Source organism: Paenibacillus sp. cl130 (genome assembly GCF_900116035.1).
In the GTDB taxonomy this organism is placed as follows: Bacteria; Bacillota; Bacilli; order Paenibacillales; family Paenibacillaceae; genus Paenibacillus; species Paenibacillus polymyxa_B.
In genome coordinates this window covers 308,268-333,932 of record NZ_FOYG01000005.1, presented here as the reverse complement: position 1 = coordinate 333,932, position 25,665 = coordinate 308,268, and the positions used below count along the sequence as shown (strand labels likewise).

At 45.5% G+C, this 25,665-nt stretch carries 24 protein-coding genes; 9 read left to right on the top strand and 15 right to left on the bottom strand.

Annotation, left to right across the window (positions count from 1 at the left end; all coding sequences use genetic code 11):
• Window positions 1–48 precede the first annotated feature (48 nt).
• Window positions 49–1,356 carry a glycoside-pentoside-hexuronide (GPH):cation symporter gene (locus tag BM358_RS16155; RefSeq protein WP_256253371.1) on the bottom strand — a complete coding sequence of 436 codons (1,308 nt, stop codon included), beginning with the start codon at window positions 1,354–1,356 and terminating at the stop codon, window positions 49–51.
• Between the two features lie 260 nt (window positions 1,357–1,616).
• Between BM358_RS16155 and BM358_RS16150 the strand changes: the two genes are divergently transcribed.
• Window positions 1,617–2,531, top strand: coding sequence for an AraC family transcriptional regulator (locus BM358_RS16150; protein ID WP_028541052.1), 915 nt, complete (start codon window positions 1,617–1,619; stop codon window positions 2,529–2,531).
• Window positions 2,532–2,691: 160 nt separating this feature from the next.
• Here the strand turns inward: BM358_RS16150 and BM358_RS16145 are convergent, their stop codons facing one another.
• Window positions 2,692–3,780 (bottom strand): site-2 protease family protein, encoded by a 1,089-nt coding sequence (locus BM358_RS16145; protein ID WP_028541053.1) that lies wholly within the window; start codon window positions 3,778–3,780, stop codon window positions 2,692–2,694.
• A 333-nt stretch (window positions 3,781–4,113) separates the two neighbouring features.
• On the opposite strand from BM358_RS16145, the gene BM358_RS16140 reads away from it, so the two are divergent.
• A complete protein-coding gene (locus BM358_RS16140; protein WP_049828370.1) occupies window positions 4,114–5,064 on the top strand; it encodes a macrolide 2'-phosphotransferase in 951 nt (316 codons plus the stop codon).
• A gap of 166 nt (window positions 5,065–5,230) precedes the next feature.
• Window positions 5,231–8,596 (top strand): DEAD/DEAH box helicase, encoded by a 3,366-nt coding sequence (locus BM358_RS16135; protein WP_028541055.1) that lies wholly within the window; start codon window positions 5,231–5,233, stop codon window positions 8,594–8,596.
• Between the two features lie 128 nt (window positions 8,597–8,724).
• On the opposite strand, the gene BM358_RS16130 is transcribed toward BM358_RS16135, so the two are convergent.
• The 3 genes from BM358_RS16130 to BM358_RS16120 all read right to left on the bottom strand — a co-directional run bounded on the left by BM358_RS16130 (window position 8,725) and on the right by BM358_RS16120 (window position 10,869).
• Window positions 8,725–9,675: a ring-cleaving dioxygenase gene (locus BM358_RS16130; protein ID WP_023986920.1), complete on the bottom strand. Its 951-nt coding sequence runs from the start codon at window positions 9,673–9,675 to the stop codon at window positions 8,725–8,727.
• A gap of 55 nt (window positions 9,676–9,730) precedes the next feature.
• Window positions 9,731–10,357 (bottom strand): nitroreductase family protein, encoded by a 627-nt coding sequence (locus tag BM358_RS16125; RefSeq protein WP_023986919.1) that lies wholly within the window; start codon window positions 10,355–10,357, stop codon window positions 9,731–9,733.
• Between the two features lie 140 nt (window positions 10,358–10,497).
• Window positions 10,498–10,869, bottom strand: coding sequence for an MmcQ/YjbR family DNA-binding protein (locus BM358_RS16120; RefSeq protein WP_023986918.1), 372 nt, complete (start codon window positions 10,867–10,869; stop codon window positions 10,498–10,500).
• A 531-nt stretch (window positions 10,870–11,400) separates the two neighbouring features.
• Here BM358_RS16120 and panB point away from each other — a divergent pair.
• A complete protein-coding gene (gene panB, locus BM358_RS16115; RefSeq protein ID WP_028541056.1) occupies window positions 11,401–12,273 on the top strand; it encodes a 3-methyl-2-oxobutanoate hydroxymethyltransferase in 873 nt (290 codons plus the stop codon).
• The gene (locus tag BM358_RS16110) at window positions 12,273–13,196 is read left to right on the top strand and encodes a ketopantoate reductase family protein (protein WP_028541057.1); all 924 of its coding nucleotides are present in this window, start codon (window positions 12,273–12,275) and stop codon (window positions 13,194–13,196) included. The genes panB and BM358_RS16110 overlap by 1 nt, the downstream gene beginning before the upstream one ends.
• Window positions 13,197–13,297: 101 nt before the next feature.
• Here the strand turns inward: BM358_RS16110 and BM358_RS16105 are convergent, their stop codons facing one another.
• The 7 genes from BM358_RS16105 to BM358_RS16075 all read right to left on the bottom strand — a co-directional run bounded on the left by BM358_RS16105 (window position 13,298) and on the right by BM358_RS16075 (window position 19,161).
• Complete coding sequence (locus tag BM358_RS16105) at window positions 13,298–13,855, bottom strand: NADPH-dependent FMN reductase (RefSeq protein ID WP_028541058.1); 558 nt, start codon at window positions 13,853–13,855, stop codon at window positions 13,298–13,300.
• A gap of 241 nt (window positions 13,856–14,096) precedes the next feature.
• Complete coding sequence (locus tag BM358_RS16100; protein WP_023986914.1) at window positions 14,097–15,104, bottom strand: AI-2E family transporter; 1,008 nt, start codon at window positions 15,102–15,104, stop codon at window positions 14,097–14,099.
• A gap of 55 nt (window positions 15,105–15,159) precedes the next feature.
• Window positions 15,160–15,576: a phosphate-starvation-inducible protein PsiE gene (psiE, locus tag BM358_RS16095; RefSeq protein WP_025723919.1), complete on the bottom strand. Its 417-nt coding sequence runs from the start codon at window positions 15,574–15,576 to the stop codon at window positions 15,160–15,162.
• Window positions 15,577–15,663: 87 nt separating this feature from the next.
• Window positions 15,664–16,158 (bottom strand): DedA family protein, encoded by a 495-nt coding sequence (locus BM358_RS16090; protein ID WP_013308662.1) that lies wholly within the window; start codon window positions 16,156–16,158, stop codon window positions 15,664–15,666.
• 22 nt (window positions 16,159–16,180) lie between these two features.
• Complete coding sequence (gene pssA / locus BM358_RS16085; protein WP_023986912.1) at window positions 16,181–16,690, bottom strand: CDP-diacylglycerol--serine O-phosphatidyltransferase; 510 nt, start codon at window positions 16,688–16,690, stop codon at window positions 16,181–16,183.
• Between the two features lie 24 nt (window positions 16,691–16,714).
• Window positions 16,715–18,484, bottom strand: a complete 1,770-nt coding sequence (locus BM358_RS16080) for a sensor histidine kinase (protein WP_028541059.1) — start codon at window positions 18,482–18,484, stop codon at window positions 16,715–16,717.
• The gene (locus BM358_RS16075; RefSeq protein WP_028541060.1) at window positions 18,481–19,161 is read right to left on the bottom strand and encodes a response regulator transcription factor; all 681 of its coding nucleotides are present in this window, start codon (window positions 19,159–19,161) and stop codon (window positions 18,481–18,483) included. The genes BM358_RS16080 and BM358_RS16075 overlap by 4 nt, the downstream gene beginning before the upstream one ends.
• A 210-nt stretch (window positions 19,162–19,371) precedes the next feature.
• Here BM358_RS16075 and BM358_RS16070 point away from each other — a divergent pair, with 210 nt between their 5' ends.
• The 3 genes from BM358_RS16070 to BM358_RS16060 all read left to right on the top strand — a co-directional run bounded on the left by BM358_RS16070 (window position 19,372) and on the right by BM358_RS16060 (window position 21,983).
• Window positions 19,372–20,715, top strand: coding sequence for a glycoside hydrolase family 30 protein (locus BM358_RS16070; RefSeq protein ID WP_028541061.1), 1,344 nt, complete (start codon window positions 19,372–19,374; stop codon window positions 20,713–20,715).
• A gap of 162 nt (window positions 20,716–20,877) precedes the next feature.
• A complete protein-coding gene (locus BM358_RS16065) occupies window positions 20,878–21,267 on the top strand; it encodes a winged helix-turn-helix transcriptional regulator (RefSeq protein ID WP_023986908.1) in 390 nt (129 codons plus the stop codon).
• Between the two features lie 269 nt (window positions 21,268–21,536).
• Window positions 21,537–21,983 carry a hypothetical protein gene (locus BM358_RS16060; RefSeq protein ID WP_028541062.1) on the top strand — a complete coding sequence of 149 codons (447 nt, stop codon included), beginning with the start codon at window positions 21,537–21,539 and terminating at the stop codon, window positions 21,981–21,983.
• Window positions 21,984–22,086: 103 nt separating this feature from the next.
• Here BM358_RS16060 and BM358_RS16055 read toward each other — a convergent pair whose 3' ends face one another.
• Window positions 22,087–22,578, bottom strand: coding sequence for a phenolic acid decarboxylase (locus tag BM358_RS16055; protein ID WP_013308656.1), 492 nt, complete (start codon window positions 22,576–22,578; stop codon window positions 22,087–22,089).
• A gap of 166 nt (window positions 22,579–22,744) precedes the next feature.
• Between BM358_RS16055 and BM358_RS16050 the strand changes: the two genes are divergently transcribed.
• Window positions 22,745–23,293, top strand: a complete 549-nt coding sequence (locus tag BM358_RS16050; protein ID WP_028541063.1) for a PadR family transcriptional regulator — start codon at window positions 22,745–22,747, stop codon at window positions 23,291–23,293.
• A gap of 63 nt (window positions 23,294–23,356) precedes the next feature.
• On the opposite strand, the gene BM358_RS16045 is transcribed toward BM358_RS16050, so the two are convergent.
• Window positions 23,357–24,556 (bottom strand): Ger(x)C family spore germination protein, encoded by a 1,200-nt coding sequence (locus BM358_RS16045; protein ID WP_028541064.1) that lies wholly within the window; start codon window positions 24,554–24,556, stop codon window positions 23,357–23,359.
• Complete coding sequence (locus BM358_RS16040; RefSeq protein ID WP_028541065.1) at window positions 24,553–25,647, bottom strand: GerAB/ArcD/ProY family transporter; 1,095 nt, start codon at window positions 25,645–25,647, stop codon at window positions 24,553–24,555. Before BM358_RS16040 ends, BM358_RS16045 begins: the two co-directional genes overlap by 4 nt.
• Between the last annotated feature and the right edge of the window lie 18 nt (window positions 25,648–25,665).

Genomic DNA, 25,665 nt, shown 5'->3' with positions numbered 1-25,665 from the left:
TCCTCCAATTAGGTTCGTTAGGGTATGTGGAGCTATATAAGGTTATTTTCAAACACCGTGGCTGTTATGCGGTTTTTTCAGGGATGGAACGGATATCGTCTTGTCGGCTACACCCTGCTTCGCAGAATCTGCCTGTTGTAGATTTTTTTTCGCACTTGCCAGCCAGCCCTCTACGTCTTTTTCTTTAATCTTGTACAGCCATGCAAACAGACCTGCCGTAATTAAGGCCCCCACTCCAGGTACTACTGCATAGAGCGCGAATATCCATGTGAGAACCTGTCCGGTCTGCGGTACATTCGGGATATAGCCTGCAAAGGCAAGCGCATAAGCGACGATTCCACTGGCTGCCGCTCCCCCCAGTTTTCCTGCAAACGTTTGGGTAGCAAAAGCGGTACCACTGGCACGTACGCCTTTTTTGAATGCGCCATATTCCACACAATCGGCCGTAAACATCGGTACCATGAGCTGTGGTGCAGAGCTGAACAAACCGAAAAGAACCGCAAATACACATACGACAACAGGGTTACTGTAACCGATTACAAATAAGGACAAGCCCGTAGTAAACAATCCAATCAAGCTGACGACATTCACTTTCCACTTGCCGAATCTTTTAATAATTGGTGGTAAAATCAACGCAGTGAGCAGCTGCACACCCAAGGAAATGAACATGAGAATGGAAATATAAATAGGATTTTTCAAGTTGTATAAGGCAAAGTAACTGACGACAATCCCTTGCAGATTGGTCATAGACAGCATCATAAACGACATCAGGTAAAATAAAAGCTGCTTGTTTTGCAATGGATACGTCATAATTTGCTTGAGCGTAACCTTCTCCGCCTTGTTGGAATACCGTTCTTTGACATTAAAGCGAGTAAAGTTCATGAGTATCAAACCCGCTATGGCAACAATCAGTGCCAAAATTGGCCATGATATCTGATTGGCCACAGCTACCGAAGATGAGGAGATGACCATAAAACCCAAGAAGACCATCGTCCGGCCTCTGGACATTAACAGATCACGTTCATGCGTATTTTTCGTCATCAGTGTAGCCAACCCAAAGCCAGGCGCATCACTGATCGTATAACACATTTCCCATGCCAGATACGTGACGGCGATATAAATCACCTTGGCGGTAAGCGACGCACCATTAGGAACGAGAAAAATAAGTACAGTAAGGATCGGCAAAATGATGGAAGCCAGATTCGTCCACGGTTTGAACAAGCCGCCCTTCAGATTGGCCCGGTCAATGATCACGCCGAAGATCGGAGCACTAAGTGCATCCCATATACGGGCTAGTACGAATAAAGTACCGATAATAGAAACAGATATGCCAACATAATCCGTATAAAATAGCATCGCAAAAGAGGCGACCAGACAGAGAATTGCGTTGCTCCCCAAAAGTAAACGTAATACGATACACGTTCTTTCGATGTTGTTTCCATAGCTCCTCCTGATTACAATATGGCATCGCTTTCAAAAAATCTACATATAAGCGCTTTCTTTTATGTAAAAGCTTATACTATAGCATTTGTAAACGCTCTTTTATTATAGTTAAATGTTAGATACAATGAGATTGTCTAAGCGGTGTAAAATTTGCCCTAATCGAAGGTGATCTGATGATATTAAATCCTGATGTTGATCCAGCTCTATTCCACGATTGCCGATGGCTGCCCATTATTGACTGGAATGTGAAATTTTTTGGCGCCCATATTCACCGAGTCAAAGCGGATTGGTGCATGCCTGAGGAATCTCATATCGGTTTTGAAATTGCACTCATTTTAGAAGGCCGTCAGGAAACGATTATGGAAAATAACGTATATTCGGTTGGGGAGGGTGATATTTTAATCATTCCGCCGGGTTTCAAACATGCGAGTCAGTGTGTTTCCCCAAACGGCATGTACTATTTTAGCTCTCATTTTAATGTCGATGATCCATTGTTCCGTCAGGAAATGATTAAGAGCAATCAGCTCTTTTTCCCAGCGGGTACTGAAACGAATACCAAGCTGCAAAAGGTCGTCCATAGCTGGATTGGCATGGTGCAAGAAAGCGGAGAATATACGACAGCAGACCGTTTTCGTATGCAAATTGCCTTATTTGAGCTATTCGGGATATTCTCGCAAATGATATCTACCGGTTTGGAGCCCAGAATTGCGCCTTCATCCGTTCAATATGCCAAGGCCATCATGGAAGCCATTCAATCAAGGTTTAAGCCTTATCGGGAAGATGAATCTGGCGAGCAAGCGTTCCGCCTTGAAGATGTGGCGGCTTCCCTCGGGATCAGTCCTGGCTATGCCCAGGAAGTGTTCCGCAAGGTATACGGCTATTCTCCACGTCACTATCTATCGGAGACCAAGCTGCATGAGGCTAAGGTGCTGATCCAGCAGCCCAATCTGCCACTCAACAAGGTAGCTTCCCTGCTCGGATACTCCAGTCTGGCTCATTTCAGCAGACAGTTCAAGCGCTGGACAGGTACCAGCCCACTTAAATACCGTCAGACGTTAAAGCCGATTACTGATGCACAAAGGATTTAAGATATAAGGACGGATAGCAAGGGCTCCACCCTGCTATTCATACAAAAAAAAGAGCGTGACACCGAATATTGCGGTTGTCGCGCTCTTTTGACTCTATTTTCTATAAGCTCTACCGTTGCCTTAATGATCTAAAATCTTGACTAAGCTCTCATTACTCGAATCACAGCCTAATATCCCCTATATGCTGGTGCACCACATACATCATCCCCATCAGGAATACGGCCAAAGCCAAGTAACCGATGCCGAATTTCCAGCGCGATGATGCGGGTACTTCGTAATATTTATCATTTTCAAACGGAATGTAATCAATCCCACACAGCAATCTGAGCTGGTACGCATCCGGCGTCGGTATATGTTCCACACCGTTCAGCCATACATGCTGGACAAGACACTGCTGTGGCAGCAGAAGCGTCTGTTCCACATCCAGACTTTCCATATACACCGTCACATATTGCTGCCCCTCCAAATCCGAGTAGGTATTAAAAGATAATCTGCGCGTGTGCTCCGGTCCGGGCAGCGGATATCCTTGCTCATACAGATGCTGTACGTTCACCAGCGGCTTTTGCAAAAAGGATTGGACCTTAACCTCCTCTTTATTGCGTTTAACATATTTTTTGTACAAATCGTAGGCAAAGAACGCCCATATCAAGAAAAATAAAAAGGATTTTAAATATACTACGACTACAATTCCACCCAATAGGCCCACCAGCCACAGCCAACGCGTCACTGCCGTGGAAATCCGTCCTCCGTCGAGCGGATGAATCGGCAGCAGGTTGATCAGGTTCAGGAAAAATCCGACATACGAGAGCGCATACAACAGGGGACTGTCTGTTGCATAGGCTCCTGCGTATACCGCCATAGCCCCAACCGTCCCCAGTAACGGGCCGCCCATGGCTACATAAGCCTCTGTCTGCGCATCCAAAGGTTGCCGTTTCATTGTGATCAGCGCACCGAGAAAAGGAATAAATAACGGTGCTGATACGGGAAGCCCCTTGCGCTTGGCGGCCAATACATGCCCCAGCTCATGCACAAACAACAGCAACACGAATCCGACCGCAAATCCCCACGGGTAAATGATCGCATATGTGCCAATCGTTATCGCCATAGATATCAGCGCACCGCCAAATTTACTGAATTTTAAAAGGGCAAGTAACGACTTACCTTTCAGAAGAAGCAATGCTGCTGCACTACCAAGGTACCATTTGGATGAGCCGGATTTGGAATCGTTCTTTTTCTCTTCATTTTGCAAAAGTATCCGCCTCCTTTCTTTAACACTTCCATTGTATCCTGCTATGTGCAGCTTGTAAAAACTTCTCTAACCCACAGATAAGCGAACTGGGGTAGCCATTTATATTATTCTTCGTATTGTAGACATCCTCCAATGTAGGATGTTATATTGGTGCTGGGTTAGATGCCCTATTTTGTAAAGGAGGTTTGCTCTTTCATGTGTACTCACTACATGCGTCTCAGATAAAAGGATAGGCTTTTCAATGAAGCTCAACCCGTTTTTTTATATGGAAGGTTGAGGCTTGTTTAAGTTACCTTTTTTTAAACTAAATCTGAACAATGAGGTGTGTTTCATATGACTGAAAAGCGTTCCTTGACTAACTCAAAAGACGTTAGTGATATATTGGCCCTTGCCAAAAGCAACGGGCTTCACATACTACATGAAGGATTAGAGATCAACGAGTCCGGGCTAGATTTTCGGGCACTATTCGCCAAAGACATTCAGGGTACCCCTTGGGTTCTACGTACACCGCGACGAACAGATGTGGTCCAATCAGCCGCTTACGAGCACAAAGTGCTTCAGTTGATTCGGAATACTCTTCCTGTAGCGGTACCGGATTGGCAAGTGTATCGTCCAGAGTTCATCGCCTACCCTCAACTGGAGGGCACTCCTGCCGCTACCATTGATATGGAAACAAAAAGCTACGTATGGTTCATCAATCCTGAGGCTCTGACGGAAAGATTCGTTGCTTCGCTCGCTAAAGCCTTAGCCGCGTTGCACCGGATGGATCACCAACAGGCAGCAGATTTCGATGTCCGCGTAAAGCAGCACGACGAAGTTCGGCAATTGATGGCCCAGCGGATGAAGGAAATAAGGAGCGTCTTTGGTGTATCTGGCGAGCTATGGCAACGATGGCAAACCTGGCTGGCAGACGATAGCTACTGGCCGGAATATTCCGCACTTGTACACGGCGATTTGCACCCAGGCCATATTTTAGTCTCTTCGAATACAGAGGTTACTGGAATGCTGGACTGGACCGAGGCCGAAGTAGCTGATCCGGCGATTGATTTTACGAGTTACTATACTTTGTTCGGAGAAGTAGAGCTTACTCGTTTATTGAAGCTTTACGAGGCAGCAGGCGGACGTGTATGGCCGCGTATGATCGAACATATCGTTGAACTGACCGCGGCTTACCCTGTGCTTATCGCCGAATTCGCCCTCAAATCCGGGCTAGATGAATATATGGAGATGGCACGTAACGCGCTGGGTGTCCATGAGCAAGAAGAAGGACTGCCCGACATATAATATAGCTGTAGCCACCTGGCAGGCTTTGGTTCAATGACGGACCAAGGCCTGTTTTTTTCTGCTCTCCTTTTTTTGTAAAGTTACGTTTCGCGCCCAAGTGTCCATCCTCCTGTCTGTTCTGTTATCATGTAAGAAAACGGAATAACTCAGGAAAGGATTACGAATCATGAGTTTTGAACTTACCCGGCGAGCCATCAGACAACTATGCAGTCAAGCTGCTTATGACGACGGGGATGCCTATTACCGGGCCAAAAGAGTGGCCTTTACACAAATAGATCATGATGAAGGGGTATACGAAGCTACGGTCAAAGGAAGCAGCTTTTATGCTGTTGCGGCGATGATCCGATCCAATGGAAGTATCCGAGCAGAGTGCACCTGTAGCACATTTCAGAACACCGGACGATATTGCAAACATATCGCTGCTGTTCTCCTTAACGCCCATGATATACGCCGTGGAAAAAGTCTGTCTGTACGCTCCTACGCCTCCAGACTTCATCCCGGTACTACCCCAGATACAGCAGGAAGCATGGATTCAGACGGGATGTACACATCTACAGATGCTCCGTATGATTACACTGCTAAAACGGCACGATCCTCTGACATCACACAAGGGGATCTCCAGCTGACCGACAGTATGTTAAAACTATTTGACCGCAAGCGACCGCTTCGCAGCACGCCTACCCTGCTGGATACTCGTGCGGTCTTGGATTTTCAATTCGTCATCCGGCCTTTTGCCTACGGTTACCAAAAATATATGTTTGGTGTAGAAATGAAGGCTGGCCCCAAACGATTATATATCGTCCAGAAAATTCGTCCGTTTCTGGATAGTATTGACCGTGGGGGTAGCTACATGTTCACGAAAAGCTTCTCGTACGAGCCTGAGTTGTACCGCTTCCGACCTGAACATGACGCTATTCTCCAGCAATTATCCCAGGTGTGCCACCATGAGCGTATGATTCGGGAAACCTCAGGCACGTATTCATCTTCCAGTAGCCATATGAGCGGCGAGCGAATGCTCCTCATTCCGCCTGCGGCTTGGGAAAAGCTGCTCCCCTTGCTGACAACAGCACAGGGCGTCTACTTTGAAATTCACGGAAACATGAGTGAGGGTATTCCCCAGTCCGACCTGATGCTTCCACTGCAATTTGAATTTGATGAGGCCGGGGCCATAACCGAAGGCTACCAGCTAAGCATACAAGGATTGGATGACTTGACCATCATGGAGGACTATGGTGTCGTCATTGCCGATGGCAAGCTTGTCAAACAGAAGGCCGATCCCTTACGGCGTTTGTCCGAGCTAAAACGGATGGTAGAGGTACACCACAGGCGAAAAGTTCTGATTGCGCCAGAGCAGATGGAATCTTTTATGGACAAGGTTGTACCCGGGTTAATGAAGCTCGGACGTGTTCATATGACTCGGTCCGTCTCAGATCGGGTCACACAGCAGCCATTGAAGGCAAAGCTATATCTGGACCGGGTAAGAGACAAGCTACTGGCAGGGCTGGAGTTCCAATATGGGGATATCATCATCAACCCGCTGGAAACAGATGCACGAACGCCTGGTAACGACCGAATTCTGATACGTGATGGGGAACAGGAGCAGCGTATTTTGGAACTGATGGAGCATAGCTCCTTTGCCAGAACAGACAGCGGATATTTTATGGAAGATGAAGATGCAGAGTATGATTTTTTGTACCATACTGTTCCTCAACTGGAAAAGCTGCTGGACGTCTATGCTACAGGTGCAGTCAAAGCGAAAATAAACAATACTCTGCCTACCCCAAGGATACGGGCGGAATGGGATGAACGTACGGATTGGCTTGAATTTAAATTTGATATGGAGGGCATTCCGGAACCAGAAATTCGCAAACTGCTCAAATCGTTAGAGGAAAAACAGAGATATCACCGTCTGCCTAATGGTGCCTTGCTGCCGCTGGAAACAGAGGAGTACAAGGAATTGATTCGGTTCATGAATGAAACAGGTATCCGTAAAAGTGATCTGGATGCAGCGCAAATTCGTGTTCCCGTCACACAAGGACTGTATTTAATTGATCCTCACGATCATGGGAAAAACCTGACTTTGGGTAAAACCTTTCGCCAGCTGCTGGAAAATATACGTAACCCAGACCATCTCGACTTTCCAGTTCCAGACGTGCTTGCTCCAATCTTGAGAGATTATCAGGTTTACGGCTTTCAATGGCTTAAGACATTGGCGCATTACCGTTTTGGGGGCATTTTGGCAGATGATATGGGGCTGGGTAAAACGCTGCAAAGTATCGCCTTTCTCGTCTCAGTATTGCCGGAGATTCGCAGCCAGCAGCTTCCAGCCATGATCGTGTCCCCTGCATCACTGGTGTACAACTGGCGGAATGAGCTGGAGAAATTTGCTCCACACGTCCGCGTCACTATCGCAGATGGCAGCCCAGAAGAACGCGGCCGGATCATACGGGATGCCGCCAGTTATGACGTCGTCATTACGTCCTACCCGTTGCTACGGCGCGATGCAGATGTGTACAGCAAGCCATCGTTTCATACGCTCATACTGGACGAGGCGCAGGCTTTCAAGAACCATGCCACCCAGACGGCACAAGCTGTTAAGGATGTAAAAGCCCGTTACCGTTTTGCCCTGACAGGAACGCCTATAGAAAATACATTGGAAGAGTTATGGTCCATATTCGACGTTGTATTTCCTGCGCTATTTCCCGGTGGGAAAAGAGTGTTTCACAACCTGCCTCGAAATGTGATTGCCAAGCGGGTTCGTCCGTTTCTGTTGCGCCGTCTTAAGAGCGATGTCCTCAAGGAGCTGCCGGAGAAAATCGAATCCGTGCAGGTATCCCGGCTTCTGCCAGATCAAAAAAAGTTGTATACAGCCTATCTGGCCAAGCTCCAGCATGAAACGTTGAAGCATCTCAACGAGGAAGGATTTCAGAAAAATCGAATCAAAATTCTCGCAGGTCTGACCCGACTTCGTCAGCTCTGCTGTCATCCGGGCTTGTTCATCGAAGGGTATACGGGAAGCTCCGCCAAATTTGAACAGCTGTTGGAGATCATTACGGAATGTCTCAGCTCCGGGAAACGGATGCTCATTTTTTCACAGTTCACTACGATGCTTCAAATGATCGGACGCGAGCTTGCTCGAGAAGGGGTGTCCTACTTTTACCTGGATGGGCAGACTCCCGCTCCGGAACGAGTCGAGCTGTGCAGTCGCTTCAACGAAGGAGAACGCGAGCTGTTCCTGATTTCCCTAAAGGCAGGAGGCACTGGCCTGAACCTCACCGGCGCAGATACAGTCATTCTGTATGACCTATGGTGGAATCCCGCTGTAGAGGAGCAGGCTACCAACCGCGCACACCGAATGGGTCAGAAAAAAGTCGTACAGGTTATTCGTCTCGTCGCCCAAGGCACGGTAGAGGATAAAATGTATGAGCTGCAACAAAAAAAGAAAAACATGATCGACCAGGTCATTCAACCGGGGCAAGAAACCCTTTCGGCACTGACCGAGCTGGAGATTCGTGAACTGCTCATGATCTAGCCAACTCTTCCACGCTTATTTATACGTTAGTATGACAATTCCACATGCAAAAAAAGGTCCAATCACGGTAGAAATCTTCCCGCATTGGACCTTTTTGCTTCTAAATATGATTGTTTGGATCGAGCAGATTAATCCTGTTTTAATACTCTAGGTTCAATGGGAACCAGGTTAGACTCAATCTGGGTGCGCTGAGGCTCATACCATTCAGGCAGCATCAGCTTGTGCCCTAACTCATTCAATTCCTCATCCACGGTAAATCCGGGTGGATCGGTTGCGATCTCGAATAAAATACCGCCCCGCTCGCGGAAGTATACGGCATTAAAGTATTGGCGATCTACAATACCACTGGTCCCAAAACCATGCTGATGAACCCATTCGTTCCACGCCTGATGCTCCGTATCGTCCTGCGCGCGCCAGGCAATATGGTGAACCGTACCGGCGCCGCCATTCCCCCACGGGACATCTTTGACCGGAATGTCGATCAGGTTGCCCAAATCACCTGTCGCCTGATAGCGGATGTAGCCTGCATTTGCGTCTTCTCCGATGGGAGTCATCCCCAGGACGTTCTCCAACACCTCTTGCGTATGCTTGGAATCCGCACTGTACAGTACCGCCCCGCCAAAGCCCTTGATAGCTTTATCCGTAGGCACGCCGCCAGCTGTCCACGTGTTCACCGGGCCATCTTCCCGCTCCACCAGCTCCAGATGCAAGCCCTCGTTGTCTCGGAACTGGATGAATGACTCGCCAAAACGAGAGGCCTTCGTGAAAGACACCTTCAAGCTGTGCAGACGGTTTTCCCAGTATTCCAAAGCACCGGACGGCACGACATACGTCGTAATCCCGACCTGTCCACCTCCAATCTTACCCTTGCGTGTACCCGGAGCTGGAAAAAAGGTAATGATCGTTCCCGGGCTGCCCTCTTCATTACCAAAGTACAAATGGTATACTTCTGGAGCATCAAAGTTGATCGTCTTTTTAATCAATCGCAAACCAAGTACGCCTGCGTAAAAATCAACGTTGCCCTGCGGGTCTCCTGCAAAGGACGTGATATGGTGAATTCCAGCGGTTTTCAATGACATCTTTATCACTCCTTCATTAACATGATGATTTATTTACACAAATGATTTACAAATTTCAAAATCCATTGTAGCTGACAAATTGTCCAACCGGCTTGCGGTATCCCCGTGCCCGCTGACCCGATTCGTCCTCTTTACCCAAGGTAATCATCATCACGGGTACAAATTGCTCTGGAATATTCAGTACTTCCTGCACCTTCGCCGGATCAAAACCGATCATCGGGCAAGTATCCCAGCCTTTGTCCTTGGCAATCAACATCAATTGCATAGCCGACAGACTGGCATTACGGATCGCTTCTTCTCTCTGGAAGACAGGTCCCCGCTCGCGATAAAACTGAGTTACCGATTCCACCGTACTATCATATTCCTGCTTGCTTAGGACACCTAAATTCAGGAATCCTTCGTTGAGGTCAGCTACCTTGGTATAAGCTTCTGTATCCCCCAGCACTACAATGGTCGCCGAAGCCGTTAATATTTTATACTGCTTACTTGCCTCATCATGCAGTCTTTGTTTGGTATCAGCATCCTGCACTACGATATAGCGCGTATGCTGTAAATTAAAAGCCGATGGAGCAAACTTCACCAACTGAAATATTTCTTCTAGTTCTTTTGCATCTATAGTAACATCAGGAATAAATTTAGAAGCTGATCTTCTCTCTTGAATAATATTCACCAGTTCGCTCATGTTAAGTTCCACTCCTTGATATTATTTTCAAATGAATTATCTTTAAATTAAGAATATATCTATTCGTGTTTTCTGTCAAGTAAAACTATAATAATGTTAGTAAGTATTTTTGGATACAACCTAAGGGCTTCACCAGCCCTTTACAAATCCGTTGCCCGTATTCTCATCGTAATCGCTTCGCGTTGCGCTTTGGTTAAGCTCTTGAAGACTAGCTCATACGAATGGTCGATCATGCTGTACAAATCCTCCAGTGGGAAGGTAGCATCAACCTCAATCGTATTCCAATGCTTTTTATTTAAATGATAGCCTGGCTTAATTGCCTTGTTTTGTTCACGCAGATTTACCGCAATGATCGGATCACATTTCAAGGATAGATGGCTAATGCCGTCCTTTTCAGATAATAGAGCAAACATCTTGCCTCCAACTTTCAGTACTAGCGTTTCAGCACCGAATGGATAATCCTTAACAGCCTCTTTTTGGCTCAGACCATACGCTACAATTTGTTCATACACCAGCCTTCACTCCTCTGCTTGAGTCATCATCTATAAAACGATTTGTGCCCTATTATATCACGCTCTCCACATACAATAGTCCCATGTTACAATTAGAATTCTATCGGGAGGGTCAATCCTTTCTATATGAATTTATCGACCGTCCGTGACCTCATACACGTCCTAAAGATTTAGCGATATTTCACATACTGTATCTGCAAGCTGACAGCCCTTCACTTCCGAATAGGAAGTTGGAGGGGCTTGTTTTGTTCATATAGTAGAGAATGTTATGCAACAGCCCTATATTTTGGTATACTTCCGTGAGAGGCTGTATCGATACATTCGAACGGTACTCTAGTTACTGTAATTCAATATGTAGATGTGTGAGCCTATGGAGGTGAACTCGTTGGATTTTGCTCTGATCCGCAAGGACCGAGACAAAAGAACGGTCGCAAATTGACTCTTTTTTTGCCTTTCGGACCTTTTCAGCCATGTGCTGAAAGGTTTTTTTTGTGATCTAAAATAAAGGTAGGAAAGGATTTGAATGCAACCATGGCAACCTCGAAAGCACTTAATATTTTGCAATTGAAGAAAATGAAACGAGAAGGTTCACCTATAAGTATGATTACGGCGTATGACTATCCATCTGCTCGTTTGGCTGAGGAAGCCGGGATCGATATCATCCTTGTCGGTGATTCCGTAGGTAATGTGTTATCTAATTATAACTCCACACTGCCCGTCACTATGGATGATATGGTCTATCATACACGGTCTGTCGTGCGCGGTGCGGAACATACTTTTATTGTTGCGGATATGCCATTTATGACGTACCACGGGAGTAGTGAAGAAGCCCTTACTAATGTGCGCAGGCTCATGCAAGAGGGACATGCCCATGCCGTGAAATTAGAAGGGGGCATGGAAATTTGCGACACCGTGAAGCGAATTGTTCAATCCGGCGTCCCACTACTGGGGCATATCGGACTTACACCACAGTCTGTGCATCAAATCGGCGGATACTTCATTCAAGGTAAAAACTCACAGGCCGCTGAGCGCCTTCTAAATGATGCCCGGGCCCTGGAGCAAGCGGGAGCTTTTGCCATCGTGTTGGAGCTGGTGACAGAGGAAGTGGCGAAGAGCATCACCCGAGAAATATCTATTCCGGTCATAGGCATCGGTGCAGGGAGATACTGTGATGGCCAGGTTTTGGTGTATCATGACATGTTACAATACTCAGCTCCTTACCGGGAGAAAAAGTTCGTAAAAACCTATTCGGATATAGGTGCTTTGATTCGCAACAGCATCGGGCAATATGTCGAAGACGTGAAGAATCATTCTTTTCCAGGCGAGGAGCATGTTTTTAAGGCAGATGAGAACGTAGTAGAAGGATTATACGGAAATGCAAAAGTAAAGGCAGGGACCCTATAATGCGATTTCTGATTGTAGGTGCAGGGGCGATTGGAGGCTATTTCGGGGGACTTCTTGTTCAAAAAGGAGAAGACGTGACCTTCTTCGTACGCCCTTCAAAAAAATCTCAGTTGGCAGAAGTCGGTCTGATTGTTAGAAGTGTTCATGGAGATTTCCAGACGCCAATCCGTGCTATTACAAATGGTGAAGCCGCCGATCCGTTCGACTGTATTATCATTTCGGTCAAAGCGTATCATCTTCCCCAATTGCAGTTCGATCTTGAGCCTTATATCGGTGATCATACCATGATTCTTCCGTTACTTAATGGTTACGAACATTTTGACTTTTTGCGCAAGCAATTCGGTTCTGAAAAAGTGCTGGGCGGACTTTGTTATATTGAAACTACGCTGGATCATGATGGTTCTGTTGTTCAGACAAGTCCGTTCCACCGTATCGTCTTCGGTGAATGGAACGGAGTGCACTCAGAGCGTACACAATTGCTGCTGAATCATCTTGATCATGCAGGCTTCACAGTGGCACGAAGCCACGATATCCAGCGTGAAGTTTGGCAGAAATATATATTCGTTGCCAGCTTGAGTGCAATTACAACACTGATGGATGCCTCGGTCGGAACTATACTTGCCACGGCAGAGTCACGTGCTATTTACGAAAAGCTGCTGCATGAGATTGTCACACTTGCTCGCAACGCGGGGATGCCGATTGATTCAGAGATGGAAGCTCATACACTGAAAACGATGGAATCCTTACGACCAGAGATGATGTCATCCATGCAACGCGATATGCTTAAAAAGCTTCCGGTTGAAGCCAGTCATCTACATGGTTCACTGCTTGCATTGGCTGCAACCAGTAATACTGTTTACCCCATACTCGAAACGGTATATGCCCGATTAAAGGTATACGAGAGCTTATTGGACACTGTCTAAAATTCAAACTTTAAAATCAATTAAAAGAGGAAGCGGCAGCTTCGAAGGTGAAAATGAAATCTTAGACTGCCGCTGCTTTTCCTTTATTAAACTTCAAAAATCTAAAGAGTTCCTGTGCTTGAGCATGCTTGCTCAAGCCCTTGAAGTAATGCTTCTAGCTCCTGCCTAGTTTCAGCGTTTGTAATTTCACCTTCCTGATTTAGCTTCAAGGTGATATGCGGAATAATGACCTTTCCATTCTCCACAATCTGTGCATTGATCATTTGCAATGTGAGCAGCAGCGAGGCATGCGCAAGATGGCCGCCCATAGGAGACGGTGACGCGCTAATGACCGCTGTAGGTTTATTTACAAATTCACCTGAAGATACGAGCCAATCCAAGGCATTTTTCAAAGCACCCGGCACACCATTCCCATATTCCGGTGTACAGATCAGTACTCCATCCACTTGTTTCAATTGCTCCCGTAGCTCTTTTACGGAAGCTGACCCCTCATCTACATCCAAGTCAGGGTTAAAATGCGGGAGATCCCCCAATCCATCATAGACTGTGAATATCATATTTTCAGAAGCCAGCCCAATAGTAGCCTTCATAAGCGCTGTATTGGAGGACTTTTGACGAAGGCTACCCGATATAGCCAATACCTTAATTTTCTGTTCCATCCGATCATCTCATTTCTTTTAACTTGATCTAATCTTGCATATTCAGTGTACTATAGCTAACAAGAGAATTAAAAAGTAAGTGAGAGTGCATTGATAATGCCGTTGGACACCTTCTGCATGATGATGAGCGTCAGCGATTTTTTCCTATGAACAAAAGGGCAATAAAAAAATGCCTGCGGCTTCGCAGGCATTCGTGATGAATCAATAGTCACTATACAAGGGTGGAATCTGTAGTGCTGAATCAAGTATCCTTCTCTTGCTTGCGTTTTATCCCAATCAGATCAAGGAAGAAAACAAACAACGGAATACCTACAATCAAGCCCCAAATTCCAATCAGATGCTCAGAGAAAATAAGTACGACAAAGGTAAAGAAGATCGGTAAATTCGTTTTGGATGACATCAGCTTCGGATTTAAGAAATAGGCCTCAATCGCATGAATCACCACAATCAGAATAACTAGATAAATCACATATTGAATGCCGCCGACACTGAAAGCGATCAGGCCGAGCGGTGCCAGTGAGATAAACACACCTGCCACTGGAACCAATCCAAGTACGAAAATGATGAGCGCAAGACCGAGCAGATTAGGGAAGCCCATAATCCAGAGCGCAATCGTGGTCAATATACAGTTAATAAGTGAAATCAGTAGTTGAGCCTCCAATACCTTCCCGAACGTATCCAGAAACATACGGCCAAAATGACCCACTTCCTTGAAAAACCAACCCAGCTTGCTATCTACAAACGTAGCTGTAAAACGTGTAATATATGATTTTTCCATCAGGAAGAACAAGCTCAAAATAATCGACACCAGAAGCTGTGTTCCCAATTGACTGACCTTCATCACTGCACTCAGGCCAGGCTCAAATAGCCGCTGAACATTCAGCGTGTCCATAAATTCGATAATCGTTTCGTTCCATTGATTACGATCAGGATACATATACGCTTGCTGAATCATGAGATACACCTGCTTGACCTGTACAACGATTAGCGGCACCATTCTGTAAACGCCCCACACCATAATCAGAATTAGCAACCCATACACCAGTAGCAGCACGATCATCGACGGCACATTGACGAACCGCTTGACCAGCTTATTCACTCCGTTATATATACTACCAATCAAGATCGTAAGCAGCAGTGTTAACAACATAATATTCATCATGCTTCTTAACATAAACAACAGTAAAACGATTATCGCAAGGACGGCTACCCGCCTGACGCCCGCATGATTCATCCAGTTTCTTACCATTCGTCTTTATTCCCTCTTTCCCACTTGACTGTCAACTTTGCAATCTTCCTGAGCATCAATTTTCTCTTTTTATCAATTTACTGTTAGCGATCAATAGAGAACCTACCATGACTAGGATAGCAATAGACCACCAGAATGTATTTTTAGCATCATCATGATCTACAATAATGAGCCTGATGACAGCCGTGATCCCAATATAGATAAAATAACGTAATGGAAAATGAAAATTGGTTTTAAAGTACTTAACTATTAATGCTATGAATTCAAAATACAAGAAAAACACAAGCAACTCTTCCGTGAATTCATAGTAATTTTTGTCGGCCTCTGTGTACAAAAAAACATAAGAAAAAATGGACCATGTTTCTTTTAGAAGTAAGAAGCTTAAAATCAGCCCGACCAGAAACAGCGAGATATTCAAGATCATTTGCAGAAAACTAGGTAACTTCTCAATATACTTCATTAATGCATTCAATACAGATCCCCTCACTGGTTGTACAGTATCTTTATTTATATTATCGGTGGTATACGTGAAAAATGCTACATTACTTTTGAGGTCACCTTAATGAAAGTTTATATTCGCCCCTGCAATATAACCAATGGAGATAAAGATAAGCGTCCATATCAGAGAACCTGCGCTTGCCACCAGCATATATTTTCGGACAGGCATCGCACTAATGCCCGACAAATAGCTTGTCGCATGTCTGACTCCTGGGATAAAATAACCAAACAAAATGGTCCATAACCCAAAACGCGCAAACCACCCCTTAACTCTTGCAAATCGCTTCGGTGTCAATCCAACCCACTTGCCGTGCTTATCCACCAGCGGCTGACCCAGCTTTTTGCCTAGCGTGTAGCTGATCATCATCCCTGTCATTGCACCGATGAAGCTGACTAATATAGACACCGAATAATTCAGTACCATGATAGAGGATAAATAGCCGACAAAAACCATAATAATTTCATCCGGAACCGGTAGACCGATAATCCCAAGAGCAAGAAGAGCAAAAATAGCGATATATCCGTATTGTGTAATCATGCTGATGACCCATTCCATAGGAGAGCCACCTCCTGACCGATTATTTTTTGAAGGACGGAAAGGGAATACGGCTAACCATCAGGAACGACAGCACTACCATTAATGCAAGCAACAACCCCGGCTTCAAATGCTCACTCCATAAAAACATAAAGGACAAAATCACACCCGCCGCCGTAATCGGCATACCTACAAAGCCTTTGCTAAAAGCCATTAGGTTGAATCTTGCCAATCTTACCGCACCGCATATGACAAACAAAACAGCCACAAGCGGTCCTATCCAATGGGTATCTCCCAGTTTGTATAACAAGATCAAGAAAGCAGGGGCAACCCCAAATGAGACAACATCCGCCAGCGAGTCGAGCTGTTTGCCAAAATCACTGGAGCAATGCAACAGCCTTGCCAGCAAACCGTCTAATACATCCCATAAAGCAGCCACCACCACGAGAATAAAAGCGGTCATGTATTGCTCATGAATCGTAAAATACAGGGATAAGACCCCTGCCCCCAGGTTTGCAATCGTGAATAGTGAGGGCAACCAATTCCATTTCATACTCCTTAACTCCTTTGCCGTAGCTTAGCCTCCGAATATAACAACAAAACGGACGCCGTCCTTGGTATTCTCCACCTTATAGCGGAATTCGTGCAAATCTAAAATTCGTTTGACGATCGACAGCCCCAGTCCTGTCCCACCCGTCTGGCGGCTACGTGACAGCTCGGCCCGGTAAAAACGGTCCCATATCTGCTCCAGTTGATCGTCAGGAATGGTCTCACCTTTATTTTCAATGGAAAAAAAACGGATTTCCTCAGCGCCTTCGATACGAATCGTGATTGAGCTTCCTTCCTCAGCATGCCGTATGGCATTGACAACAAAGTTGATAATCACCTGTTCCATCCATCCTACATCGGCATGAATCGGCATCTCATTGGCGGGGATAATGACCACTTCCAGCTTTTTCTCCTTCAACAGATGGAATAGCTTGTCCACGACTTCCTCCACCAGCTCACTCAAGATAAAGGTCGTCTTGCGGAGCTTGAGAGTACCCGATTCCAATTTGGCGAGGTCCAGCATATCTTTGACCAATCGCTCCATTTTGTCCGCTTCCTCTACAATGACTTTCATATAATGATCCTGCTTCCCGGCGCTAACTCCATCTTGTAGTCCTTCTGCGAAGCCTTTAATGATACTCAGCGGGGTTTTCAGTTCATGAGAAGCGTTGGCAAAAAAGTCTTGTTGCACAGCCTCCATCCTCTGTTTCTGTTCCATGTCCTCGACCAATTGTTGATTGACCTCCTGAAGCTCGCGCAAAGCCGTGTCCAGGTTCTGGGACAGGGTATACATGCTGTAGGACAGGCTGCCTAGTTCATCATTCTGCCGGATTGGTGTATGGGCAGTAAAATCGAGCTTAGCCATTCGCTTGGCGGTATTATTCAAAGCAATGAGCGGACGGGTCACCATCCGGGAATAGAACAGGGACAAAATCAGAATGAGTGCAAATCCCCCGATCCCTAGGTACAGATAAAACCAGCGCAGAGCTTCATTCGTCTCACTAATTTCCTGCAACGATGTCACTGTGAACAGGAGGTCGATCTCGCCTGTGTCCTGACGAACAGGATGGACTATGACTGCATTACGTACCCCTGTCCAAGGTTCCGTCCAATCTTCCTCCAACACTTCGAAATTCTTAAGTTTCTCCAGATGCGCCTGTGATAAAGGGAACCATTCCTCCAGCGCACCAAACAGTAATCCTTGTCGCTGACTCCATGTTTTCAGATCTGGTAGTGCAATCTCTGTCACCGTACCGGATAACCTTACACTGTCATCTGTGCCAGCCGCTTGCGATGTCGTTCCTATATTTTTGAAACCAGGCTTCTGAATGCCTAATGGATAAATTAAGTTGGGGGAAGTGATGCCGTCAGTCCCCAATACCTCACCTTCAACCGTTACCGTATCACCGGGCTGAATCCGGGCAGCTCTCAACTCATCTCCGTACTCGCTCATAAACAGAGACAGCGATATCTTAACAACTTTACCATCTGCTGTTCTGAGACTGATATGAAACGCATCATCCAGCTTTACTTTGCCGTCCAGCGTAACAATCGCCAACTGGTTCTTATTTTGAAGCATAAAGCGAGCTGCCTCTCGCGAAACCCTGCCCGATCCCCAAGCCTCCTGGACATAACTTTGACCGAAGCTTTTCAAACGGCTTTCCACACGACCAATCTTCTGTTGCTGATAAAAATTTTCAAAAAACAGAAATTGACTTAAAATCACCATACCGTAAAAACACAGGAAAAACACAACCGTCATAATGAACAACTTAAAGGTAACTCCCCGTTTGTTCATTCTTCCTCCTCAAACCTGTAGCCTGTACCAAAAACCGTGCGGATATGGCGTGATTCACGGCCTAGCTTACTTCTCAGCTTTTTGATATGAGTATCGACAACCCGTGTGTCTCCTTCAAAGTCGATGCCCCACACCCGGTTCAGTATCACATCCCGTGAAATGACTATGCCTTTATTATGTATAAGCAGCCGCAGCAACTCATACTCCTTGGGCGTCAGCTCGACTTCCGCCTGATCCACCTCAAGTCGATGAGCCATCGTATTGAGAATGGCAGTGCCGAATCGCAAAATATGCAACTCCGGCTGCACATGTCCTTCCACTCGCTTCATCAGCGCGTTTGCGCGGGCGATCAACACCTTGGGGCTGAAAGGTTTGGTGACATAATCATCGGCTCCCAGTTCAAAGCCTAATATTTTATCATCATCACCGGATTTGGCTGTCAACAAAATGATCGGCACACCTGAACGGCTGCGTACCTGGCGGCACACCTCCCAACCATCCAGCTCCGGCATCATAATATCGAGTATAATCAGGTCCGGCTGCACCGAATCAAACCAGATTAGTGCATCTTTTCCATTACCTGCTTCATAGACTTCCCAATTATTTTGTTTAAAATAATCAGCAATAACTTCACGAATACGTATTTCATCCTCCACGAGAAGAACCCTTTTCTTCAATCGACTTCCCTCTTTCGTCATTCTAGGACACCAGCATATCAAAGACATGTGTACTTTATGTGTTCTTGATACCTCTTATCAGCAGAACTTCTCATCAGCAAATTCGACCTTGGATTAGGGCAAATTTGTCTTGGCTCAGACCATCTCATCTCCTGTGATCCTACCCTATAATAAGAAGAGATACAAAAAGCCTGAACAGGAGGGTAATACATGAGTAACCAAACCATTCAGTGGTTTTCCACTTCTAAAGCTAAAGCTTGGCAATCCCAAGCTCATCATCTTACCGATACCCAAGATAGTGCCAACCTAACCCTTACGGGAGAAACACATCAGCTTGTCGAAGGTTTTGGTGGCTGTTTTAATGAATTGGGTTATGTAGCCCTGAACCATTTGGAAAAGGACGAACGAGATCGGGTGCTTCATTCTCTCTTTCATCCAGAGGGCGAGCACAAATTTGCAATATGCCGACTTCCTATTGGAGCGAGTGACTACGCGCTGGAGTGGTACAGCCACAATGAAACAGACGGCGACGTGGAGATGAAGCACTTTTCCATTGAGCGTGATCAGCAATATCTCATTCCTTTTATTCGGGAAGCGTTACAACTCAATCCTAACCTGAAGTTGTTCGCTTCACCCTGGAGCCCGCCGACATGGATGAAATCACCGAAAGCCTACAATTACGGCACTCTGCGCTGGGAAAAGGATATTTTGAAAGCGTATGCATTGTACTTTGTCAAATTTGTTCAGGCTTACCGCGAGGCAGGTATTACGATCCATCAGATTCATGTTCAAAATGAAGTCATTGCCGATCAGAAGTTCCCTTCCTGTGTATGGACCGGGGAGCAACTGCGTGAATTTATTCGGGACTATTTGGGCCCTGCTTTTGAGGAACACGGACTAGATACGGAAATTTGGCTGGGGACCATTAACGCTCCCGATCCGTGGGAGGAATTAATGAAGAAGACTTCTACCGGATTCGATGAGTATGCCCATACCGTATTGAGTGACCCCGAGGCCTACAAATATATTAAAGGCGTAGGCTACCAGTGGGCAGGCAAAAATGCCATTCAGCGCACCGTTGCCAGTTATCCTGAGCTTCGTTACATGCAAACAGAAAATGAATGCGGCAACGGAGAAAATTCATGGGACTACGCCAAATATGTATATAATCTGTACCAGCACTACTTCAGCAATGGTGTGAATGCTTATATTTACTGGAATATGGTTTTGGAACCGAAAGGCAAGAGCACATGGGGCTGGGAGCAAAATTCGATGATTACCGTTGATCCCGCGGATCGAAAACCTGTCCTGAACCCGGAATATTACGTTATGAAGCATTTTTCTCATTTTGTATTACCAGGTGCCCGACGCATCGGACTTCGTGGATCATGGACTGGAAATGCAGTTGCTTTTCAAAATACAGACGGGCAAAGGGTGGTAGTCATCGCCAATCCGTTCAAGGAATCGCGTGTGCTGAATCTGTCTCTCGGTGAAACAACACACCGCTTGAAGCTGGAGCCGGAGTCCTTTAATACTATCGTGATTCCTTCTTAACGCCACAGATTTCTGGACTCTTCCAGCTTGCACACATCATTAGGTATCCCTGTCCGGTCTATAAGTGTCCAAGCATATGTATAGTTTCCAAAATGGATGTATATCCTTTTGCGTATAGTAGCTATAAATAGTATACTTGGAATAACTATGGACAGGAGGTCGATGAATATCACTACTGTAAAAGACCGGATTGATTTGAAGCTGATTAATTGTGATAAGGAATTGACTCTCGCGGTCATCGGTGGAAAATGGAAGCTGATTATTTTGTGGCATCTCGGTATGGAAGGCACCAAGCGGTTTGGTGAATTGAAGAAGCTAATCCCCCATATTACGCAAAAAATGCTGACCAACCAATTGCGCGAGCTGGAGGAAGATAAACTCATTCTTCGTAAAGTCTATCCCGTCGTCCCTCCACATGTGGAATATTCACTGACGGAGCATGGCGAAAGCCTGATTCCGGTACTGAGAGCAATGTACGATTGGGGATCAAACTATCGCGAGAACGTGATCTGGAAAGAAGAAGAAGCGATTCAGGATGTCACACCCGTGTGATCGCAAAACAAGCATTTTGCAAAATGCTGAACTATATTTTTGTAGAGACGACCCTGGGGAGATCTGGGGTTGTTTTTTTGTGATATAAAGACGTTCCCCAAGATAATAAAAGAAATGGATGCAAGTATCCGTTTCCATTGGCATTAAAGCTCATTTTCCGCTACATATCCTCATTTTACACTTGTATTCGTGATTTACATTACATCCGCTGTGACGTATGATTCTTCCATCCCTATTTACAGTGAATCCGAGAAGGAGGCCGTTCTAGCATGAGCATGACGCTTGCCCAGCCCACAACATCCCAAGCGACCCAATTAAGCATTGGTTCCATGGAAATGATTCAATACGACTATCGTCAATTTCCTGACTCAAAACCTTATCAACACCATTGCTGTGGCTTGCTTACTATGTCGTGTAACGGCGCTCAAGGTCTGGCGGAATATGAGCTGCCTGAAATTAAAGGTGCCTTTGACCTCGTCCGCTGGGCTTCCGTGTTTACCTCGCTCAAGGGTCTGTCCTTAACCGAGGCTGAGCAATATATTCAGCACCATGCTGATCACTGGGGGCCTGATAAAACAGAGCTAGCTCTATCTGCCTTATCCGATCTGACTACCCATGCGAACCTGCACATTCTCTCCCCATCAGCGACCATACTCCCCCCTCGGATTAGTCGTTCATATCTTATCGAGCATGGTCTGGTCTACTATTCATTCTAAATATCGTCCACAACTCCATTAGCAATCCACTTTCCAGTTCACGTAAAAAAGCCTGAGACTGTTTATCACAGGCCAGGCTTTTACACTTTCAGCACAGAGTTGATTACACTTGCAGTTTACCTGCACGAATATCGTCTGTCATTCCTGCATAAGGTGCTTGGGAAATTAATTGTTCGTTGTTCACACCTGCATTTTCGATGAATGTAATATCTGCAAATTCAGGAACCACATACTTCGGATATGTTTCATACTTTTCACGCGATTCCTCCATCAGCGGAATAAAATCGTTTTGATACCGCACAGTGATTTCCGGATGCTCATGAACCCATTTAGGAAAGAAAATAATGCCGTGCATACGTTTTTCCTCAGGCATAAAATTCAGAGACACGTCAGTGCCTGTCGGTTCGGTCCACGATACTTTATACACATTTTCCACCAGCTTCACCAGATTGACCTTCTGATCACGTACCCAGCGGCCGCCTACCATACCACTATGAATGCGATAATCGATCGTATCTTCATTTTTAATATATATTTCGTACTCCCAACCATTCTCATAAGTGTAGATCATGTGGCTGCCGATAAACTTGTCCATCTTGCATCCTTCTTTCCTAAATTATAAGTTTTCATGAATTGAATAGGAGACCAAAAATAAAAATATTCAATTCAAAACATGTAATGTTAAACATGTTGTTAAGTACATATAAATTGTAGCACTATGGTATACTAGTGTCAAATAATGTTTGACAAGGAGAACTACGTTGAAGCGCACATTAAAATACGCCATTTTGGGCCTGGTTCATAAAGAGGAAATGAGCGGCTACGATATTACGAGTCAATTCAAGAAGGAAATCGGACAATTTTGGAGCGCCAAACACAGTCAGATTTATCCTGAGTTAAAAAGGCTGACCGAAGAGGAGCTTATTGAATATCGCACCTCCATTACAGGAGCCAAGCTGGAAAAGAAGCTGTACTGCATCACCCCCAAAGGAACCCAAGAGCTGACCGAATGGCTGTTGAGCGCCAAAGAGTTACCGGAAACGGAAAAGGATGAGTTTATGCTCATGCTGTATTTCTCAGCAGCCATCCCCAAGGAAGAGAACAAGCGATTGTTCGAGAACCAGATAACCAAACGTAAAGAGAAGCTGGAGTATCTGTACGAAAGTAAAAAATCCCTCCAACAGCTGGACGAAAACCTCCAAGCCCCCGGTTCTAATCAATTTGGGCATTATCTGGTGCTGAGCCGTGCCATTAATCGGGAAGAAAGCTATATTACGTGGCTGGAAGAAACACTGTCCCTGTTTGAATAGCCTAAAAAACCTTCAACGCCACGTAGATTCGTGGTATTGAAGGTTTTTCTAAATAGGTGCAAACTAGTCTGCCGTCGTAATCGAAGAGCCGTAATCTTCAATATGGATATCTGTGCTAAAACGTACAGGAATGGTACTAAAAATGTTATCCCAATCCTCTTTAACCTTACGCCAAACTTTAGGATGCTGAATCCTCAACGCTTCTCCGAAACCTCCAACATCAACCTGCAGCTTTTGCATTTTGGCTACAGTTTGTTCAGTTAATGAATTCACTCTCTCTTGAAAGATACTCTCTTCTTGTCCGAGCACATCATTGCTACGCAAATTTTCTTTCTTGTTAAAAACCTCGGAAACGCGTCCCTCTGAGGTCATTTTTACTTGGAAGGAAATGTCGCCCCCCTGAACGATGGCCTTGATCCTGCTTTTCACCGCTTTGATCTCATAGGCTATATTTTTACCGGTTTGGGGATCACTACTTTTCAGCACGCCTCCAACCAATTGGCCTTTGATCCACATGAGGCCCTCGACCTCTGACTCATTCAGAAAACCACCGTAGGTTTGTGTCTTTCCCTTGATGATTCCCGCACCTGCGAGCTTGATTTCATTCTCCGCCGTAATGACATTGGGCAATATAAAGCTTCTTTTCCCCTTCATGGGCCCGACCACTTTAACCAAAGCCACGGGCTTTATCAACCGCGCGTTCCGTTTACGATTTTCGAAAATATCCTTTAAGATATAGGCAGGAATTTGACCAGGAATTTTTTCCTGAAGCGCATTGCCCGCCTTGTCTGTACTAATCAGCAGCTGGACGCTGGGCCGAATGTCATTATCCCCCAAGAAAAAGTCCAGCAGCTCATACAATGGAATTTTGCGAAGCAGACTGGAGCTGATAATAATCGTTTTCAAATGTTGTCCGATAGGCGGTCGGTTGGTTCGCAATGAAATTTCTCTTAACATTTCAAAAACGGAATCCCCCGTTTCCGTAATATTAAAAAACTTTTTAGCTTGTGGGGAGGAGCTGTTGGAGCCGCCGCTTTCCTCTGGGATGATAAATTGAAAGGTTCCGGTGATTAACTCTTTTTTCGGATAGTCTCCTCCTTTCCGTTTAATTTGTTCTTCTTGTGAAGATTGTGACACTACATCCATAGCAATGCCCGTCTCCAGATTTAGATCCTCCACCGGAGAGCTGCTCCAGCAGCCTGAAAGTGTACAGCATGTCAGGAGAGCCACCATTCCGAGTAATCCTGACTGGACTCTCTTCATGACCGCACCCCTCTCCAATGAGAAATAAGCAGCAGAGGGAGTGGAAGCAGAGCGAATAGAACGAAAGCTGCATTCCCGATCATCGTTCCAAAAGAAAATAACTCATTCAGATTTTTGGGAATTTGGGACAGGACGTAGATGAACGGGAGCAAAATAAACAGCGCCTTGGAATAAGAGCTATTCAAAATTTGAGAAACTCCGAGCGAAGCGCAATAAAAAGCAATACTGAATGTAGCAAAAATTTGCATGATCCAAATGGACAACAATAGGGATTCGAACCGTTCCAATAACAGATACTCCACTTCAAAGGAGCGGGCCAAGTCTAAAAAAGGCCAGGTTCTGGTCATAACTCCTTCCACCGAAAAGGCGCCAATGCATAAGATCAGCGTAGCTGTATAAAAAATGGTCGAGATCCCGATTGCCAGTCCGACCGCCTTAGTTGCTTTCTCCGGTTTTTCCATCCGACAAAGAATAAACAGCAGGCACTCTGTCCCCGTTAGGGTCAGGGTTGTAGTCTTGAGCGCTTTAATCACTGGCATCACACCCTCGGACAAAACAGGACGCAAATTATTCAATTCGAAAATATTCAAACTCAGCAAACATATCAATAAAAAGATAGCTGCCGTAATCGGGAATATAACTTGACATATTTTACCCAATGTACCTATCCCCCCCAAGCAGAGATACAGAGAGATCCACATAAAGGGTGCTGAAATAGCCCATACTGGAGTTCCTTCAAGCAAAAAGAACGACGTTACTTCCTCCACAGCTCGGATTTCGTATGCAGCTATACAAATAAAATAGATGACGAACAAGATGCCCAACACTTTGCCGATGGCTTTGCCAGTTATCCGCTGAACATACTGGTAAAAGGTGCTTTCTGGAAACCGTGAACTTAGTTTGACTATAATCCATCCGAACAGGAAAGTGGCAGCCCCTGCTAAAATGACGGACATCCACACATCCGGTGTTTTTGCAGTTTCAACGGCTACTCTGGGAAGAGTAAGCAACCCGGCAGCCAGCATAAAGCAAAGCACGATTTCCGTCGTCTGTAACGTTGTAATTTTATCCGTTTTTTTCCCACGGGCCATCTTGCTCCCTCCTGTGTT

Coding starts and splice junctions, on each gene's coding strand:
- BM358_RS16130 (WP_023986920.1), bottom strand. CDS start 9,675: ATGTCATTGAAAACCGCTGGAATTCACCATATCACGTCCTTTGCAGGA.
- BM358_RS16135 (WP_028541055.1), top strand. CDS start 5,231: ATGAGTTTTGAACTTACCCGGCGAGCCATCAGACAACTATGCAGTCAA.
- BM358_RS16140 (WP_049828370.1), top strand. CDS start 4,114: ATGACTGAAAAGCGTTCCTTGACTAACTCAAAAGACGTTAGTGATATA.
- BM358_RS16125 (WP_023986919.1), bottom strand. CDS start 10,357: ATGAGCGAACTGGTGAATATTATTCAAGAGAGAAGATCAGCTTCTAAA.
- BM358_RS16040 (WP_028541065.1), bottom strand. CDS start 25,647: ATGGCCCGTGGGAAAAAAACGGATAAAATTACAACGTTACAGACGACG.
- pssA (WP_023986912.1), bottom strand. CDS start 16,690: ATGAAATGGAATTGGTTGCCCTCACTATTCACGATTGCAAACCTGGGG.
- BM358_RS16055 (WP_013308656.1), bottom strand. CDS start 22,578: ATGGACAAGTTTATCGGCAGCCACATGATCTACACTTATGAGAATGGT.
- BM358_RS16155 (WP_256253371.1), bottom strand. CDS start 1,356: ATGCTATTTTATACGGATTATGTTGGCATATCTGTTTCTATTATCGGT.
- BM358_RS16065 (WP_023986908.1), top strand. CDS start 20,878: ATGAATATCACTACTGTAAAAGACCGGATTGATTTGAAGCTGATTAAT.
- BM358_RS16150 (WP_028541052.1), top strand. CDS start 1,617: ATGATATTAAATCCTGATGTTGATCCAGCTCTATTCCACGATTGCCGA.
- BM358_RS16070 (WP_028541061.1), top strand. CDS start 19,372: ATGAGTAACCAAACCATTCAGTGGTTTTCCACTTCTAAAGCTAAAGCT.
- BM358_RS16105 (WP_028541058.1), bottom strand. CDS start 13,855: ATGGAACAGAAAATTAAGGTATTGGCTATATCGGGTAGCCTTCGTCAA.
- BM358_RS16110 (WP_028541057.1), top strand. CDS start 12,273: ATGCGATTTCTGATTGTAGGTGCAGGGGCGATTGGAGGCTATTTCGGG.
- BM358_RS16080 (WP_028541059.1), bottom strand. CDS start 18,484: ATGAACAAACGGGGAGTTACCTTTAAGTTGTTCATTATGACGGTTGTG.
- BM358_RS16090 (WP_013308662.1), bottom strand. CDS start 16,158: ATGGAATGGGTCATCAGCATGATTACACAATACGGATATATCGCTATT.
- panB (WP_028541056.1), top strand. CDS start 11,401: ATGGCAACCTCGAAAGCACTTAATATTTTGCAATTGAAGAAAATGAAA.
- BM358_RS16100 (WP_023986914.1), bottom strand. CDS start 15,104: ATGGTAAGAAACTGGATGAATCATGCGGGCGTCAGGCGGGTAGCCGTC.
- BM358_RS16060 (WP_028541062.1), top strand. CDS start 21,537: ATGAGCATGACGCTTGCCCAGCCCACAACATCCCAAGCGACCCAATTA.
- BM358_RS16045 (WP_028541064.1), bottom strand. CDS start 24,556: ATGAAGAGAGTCCAGTCAGGATTACTCGGAATGGTGGCTCTCCTGACA.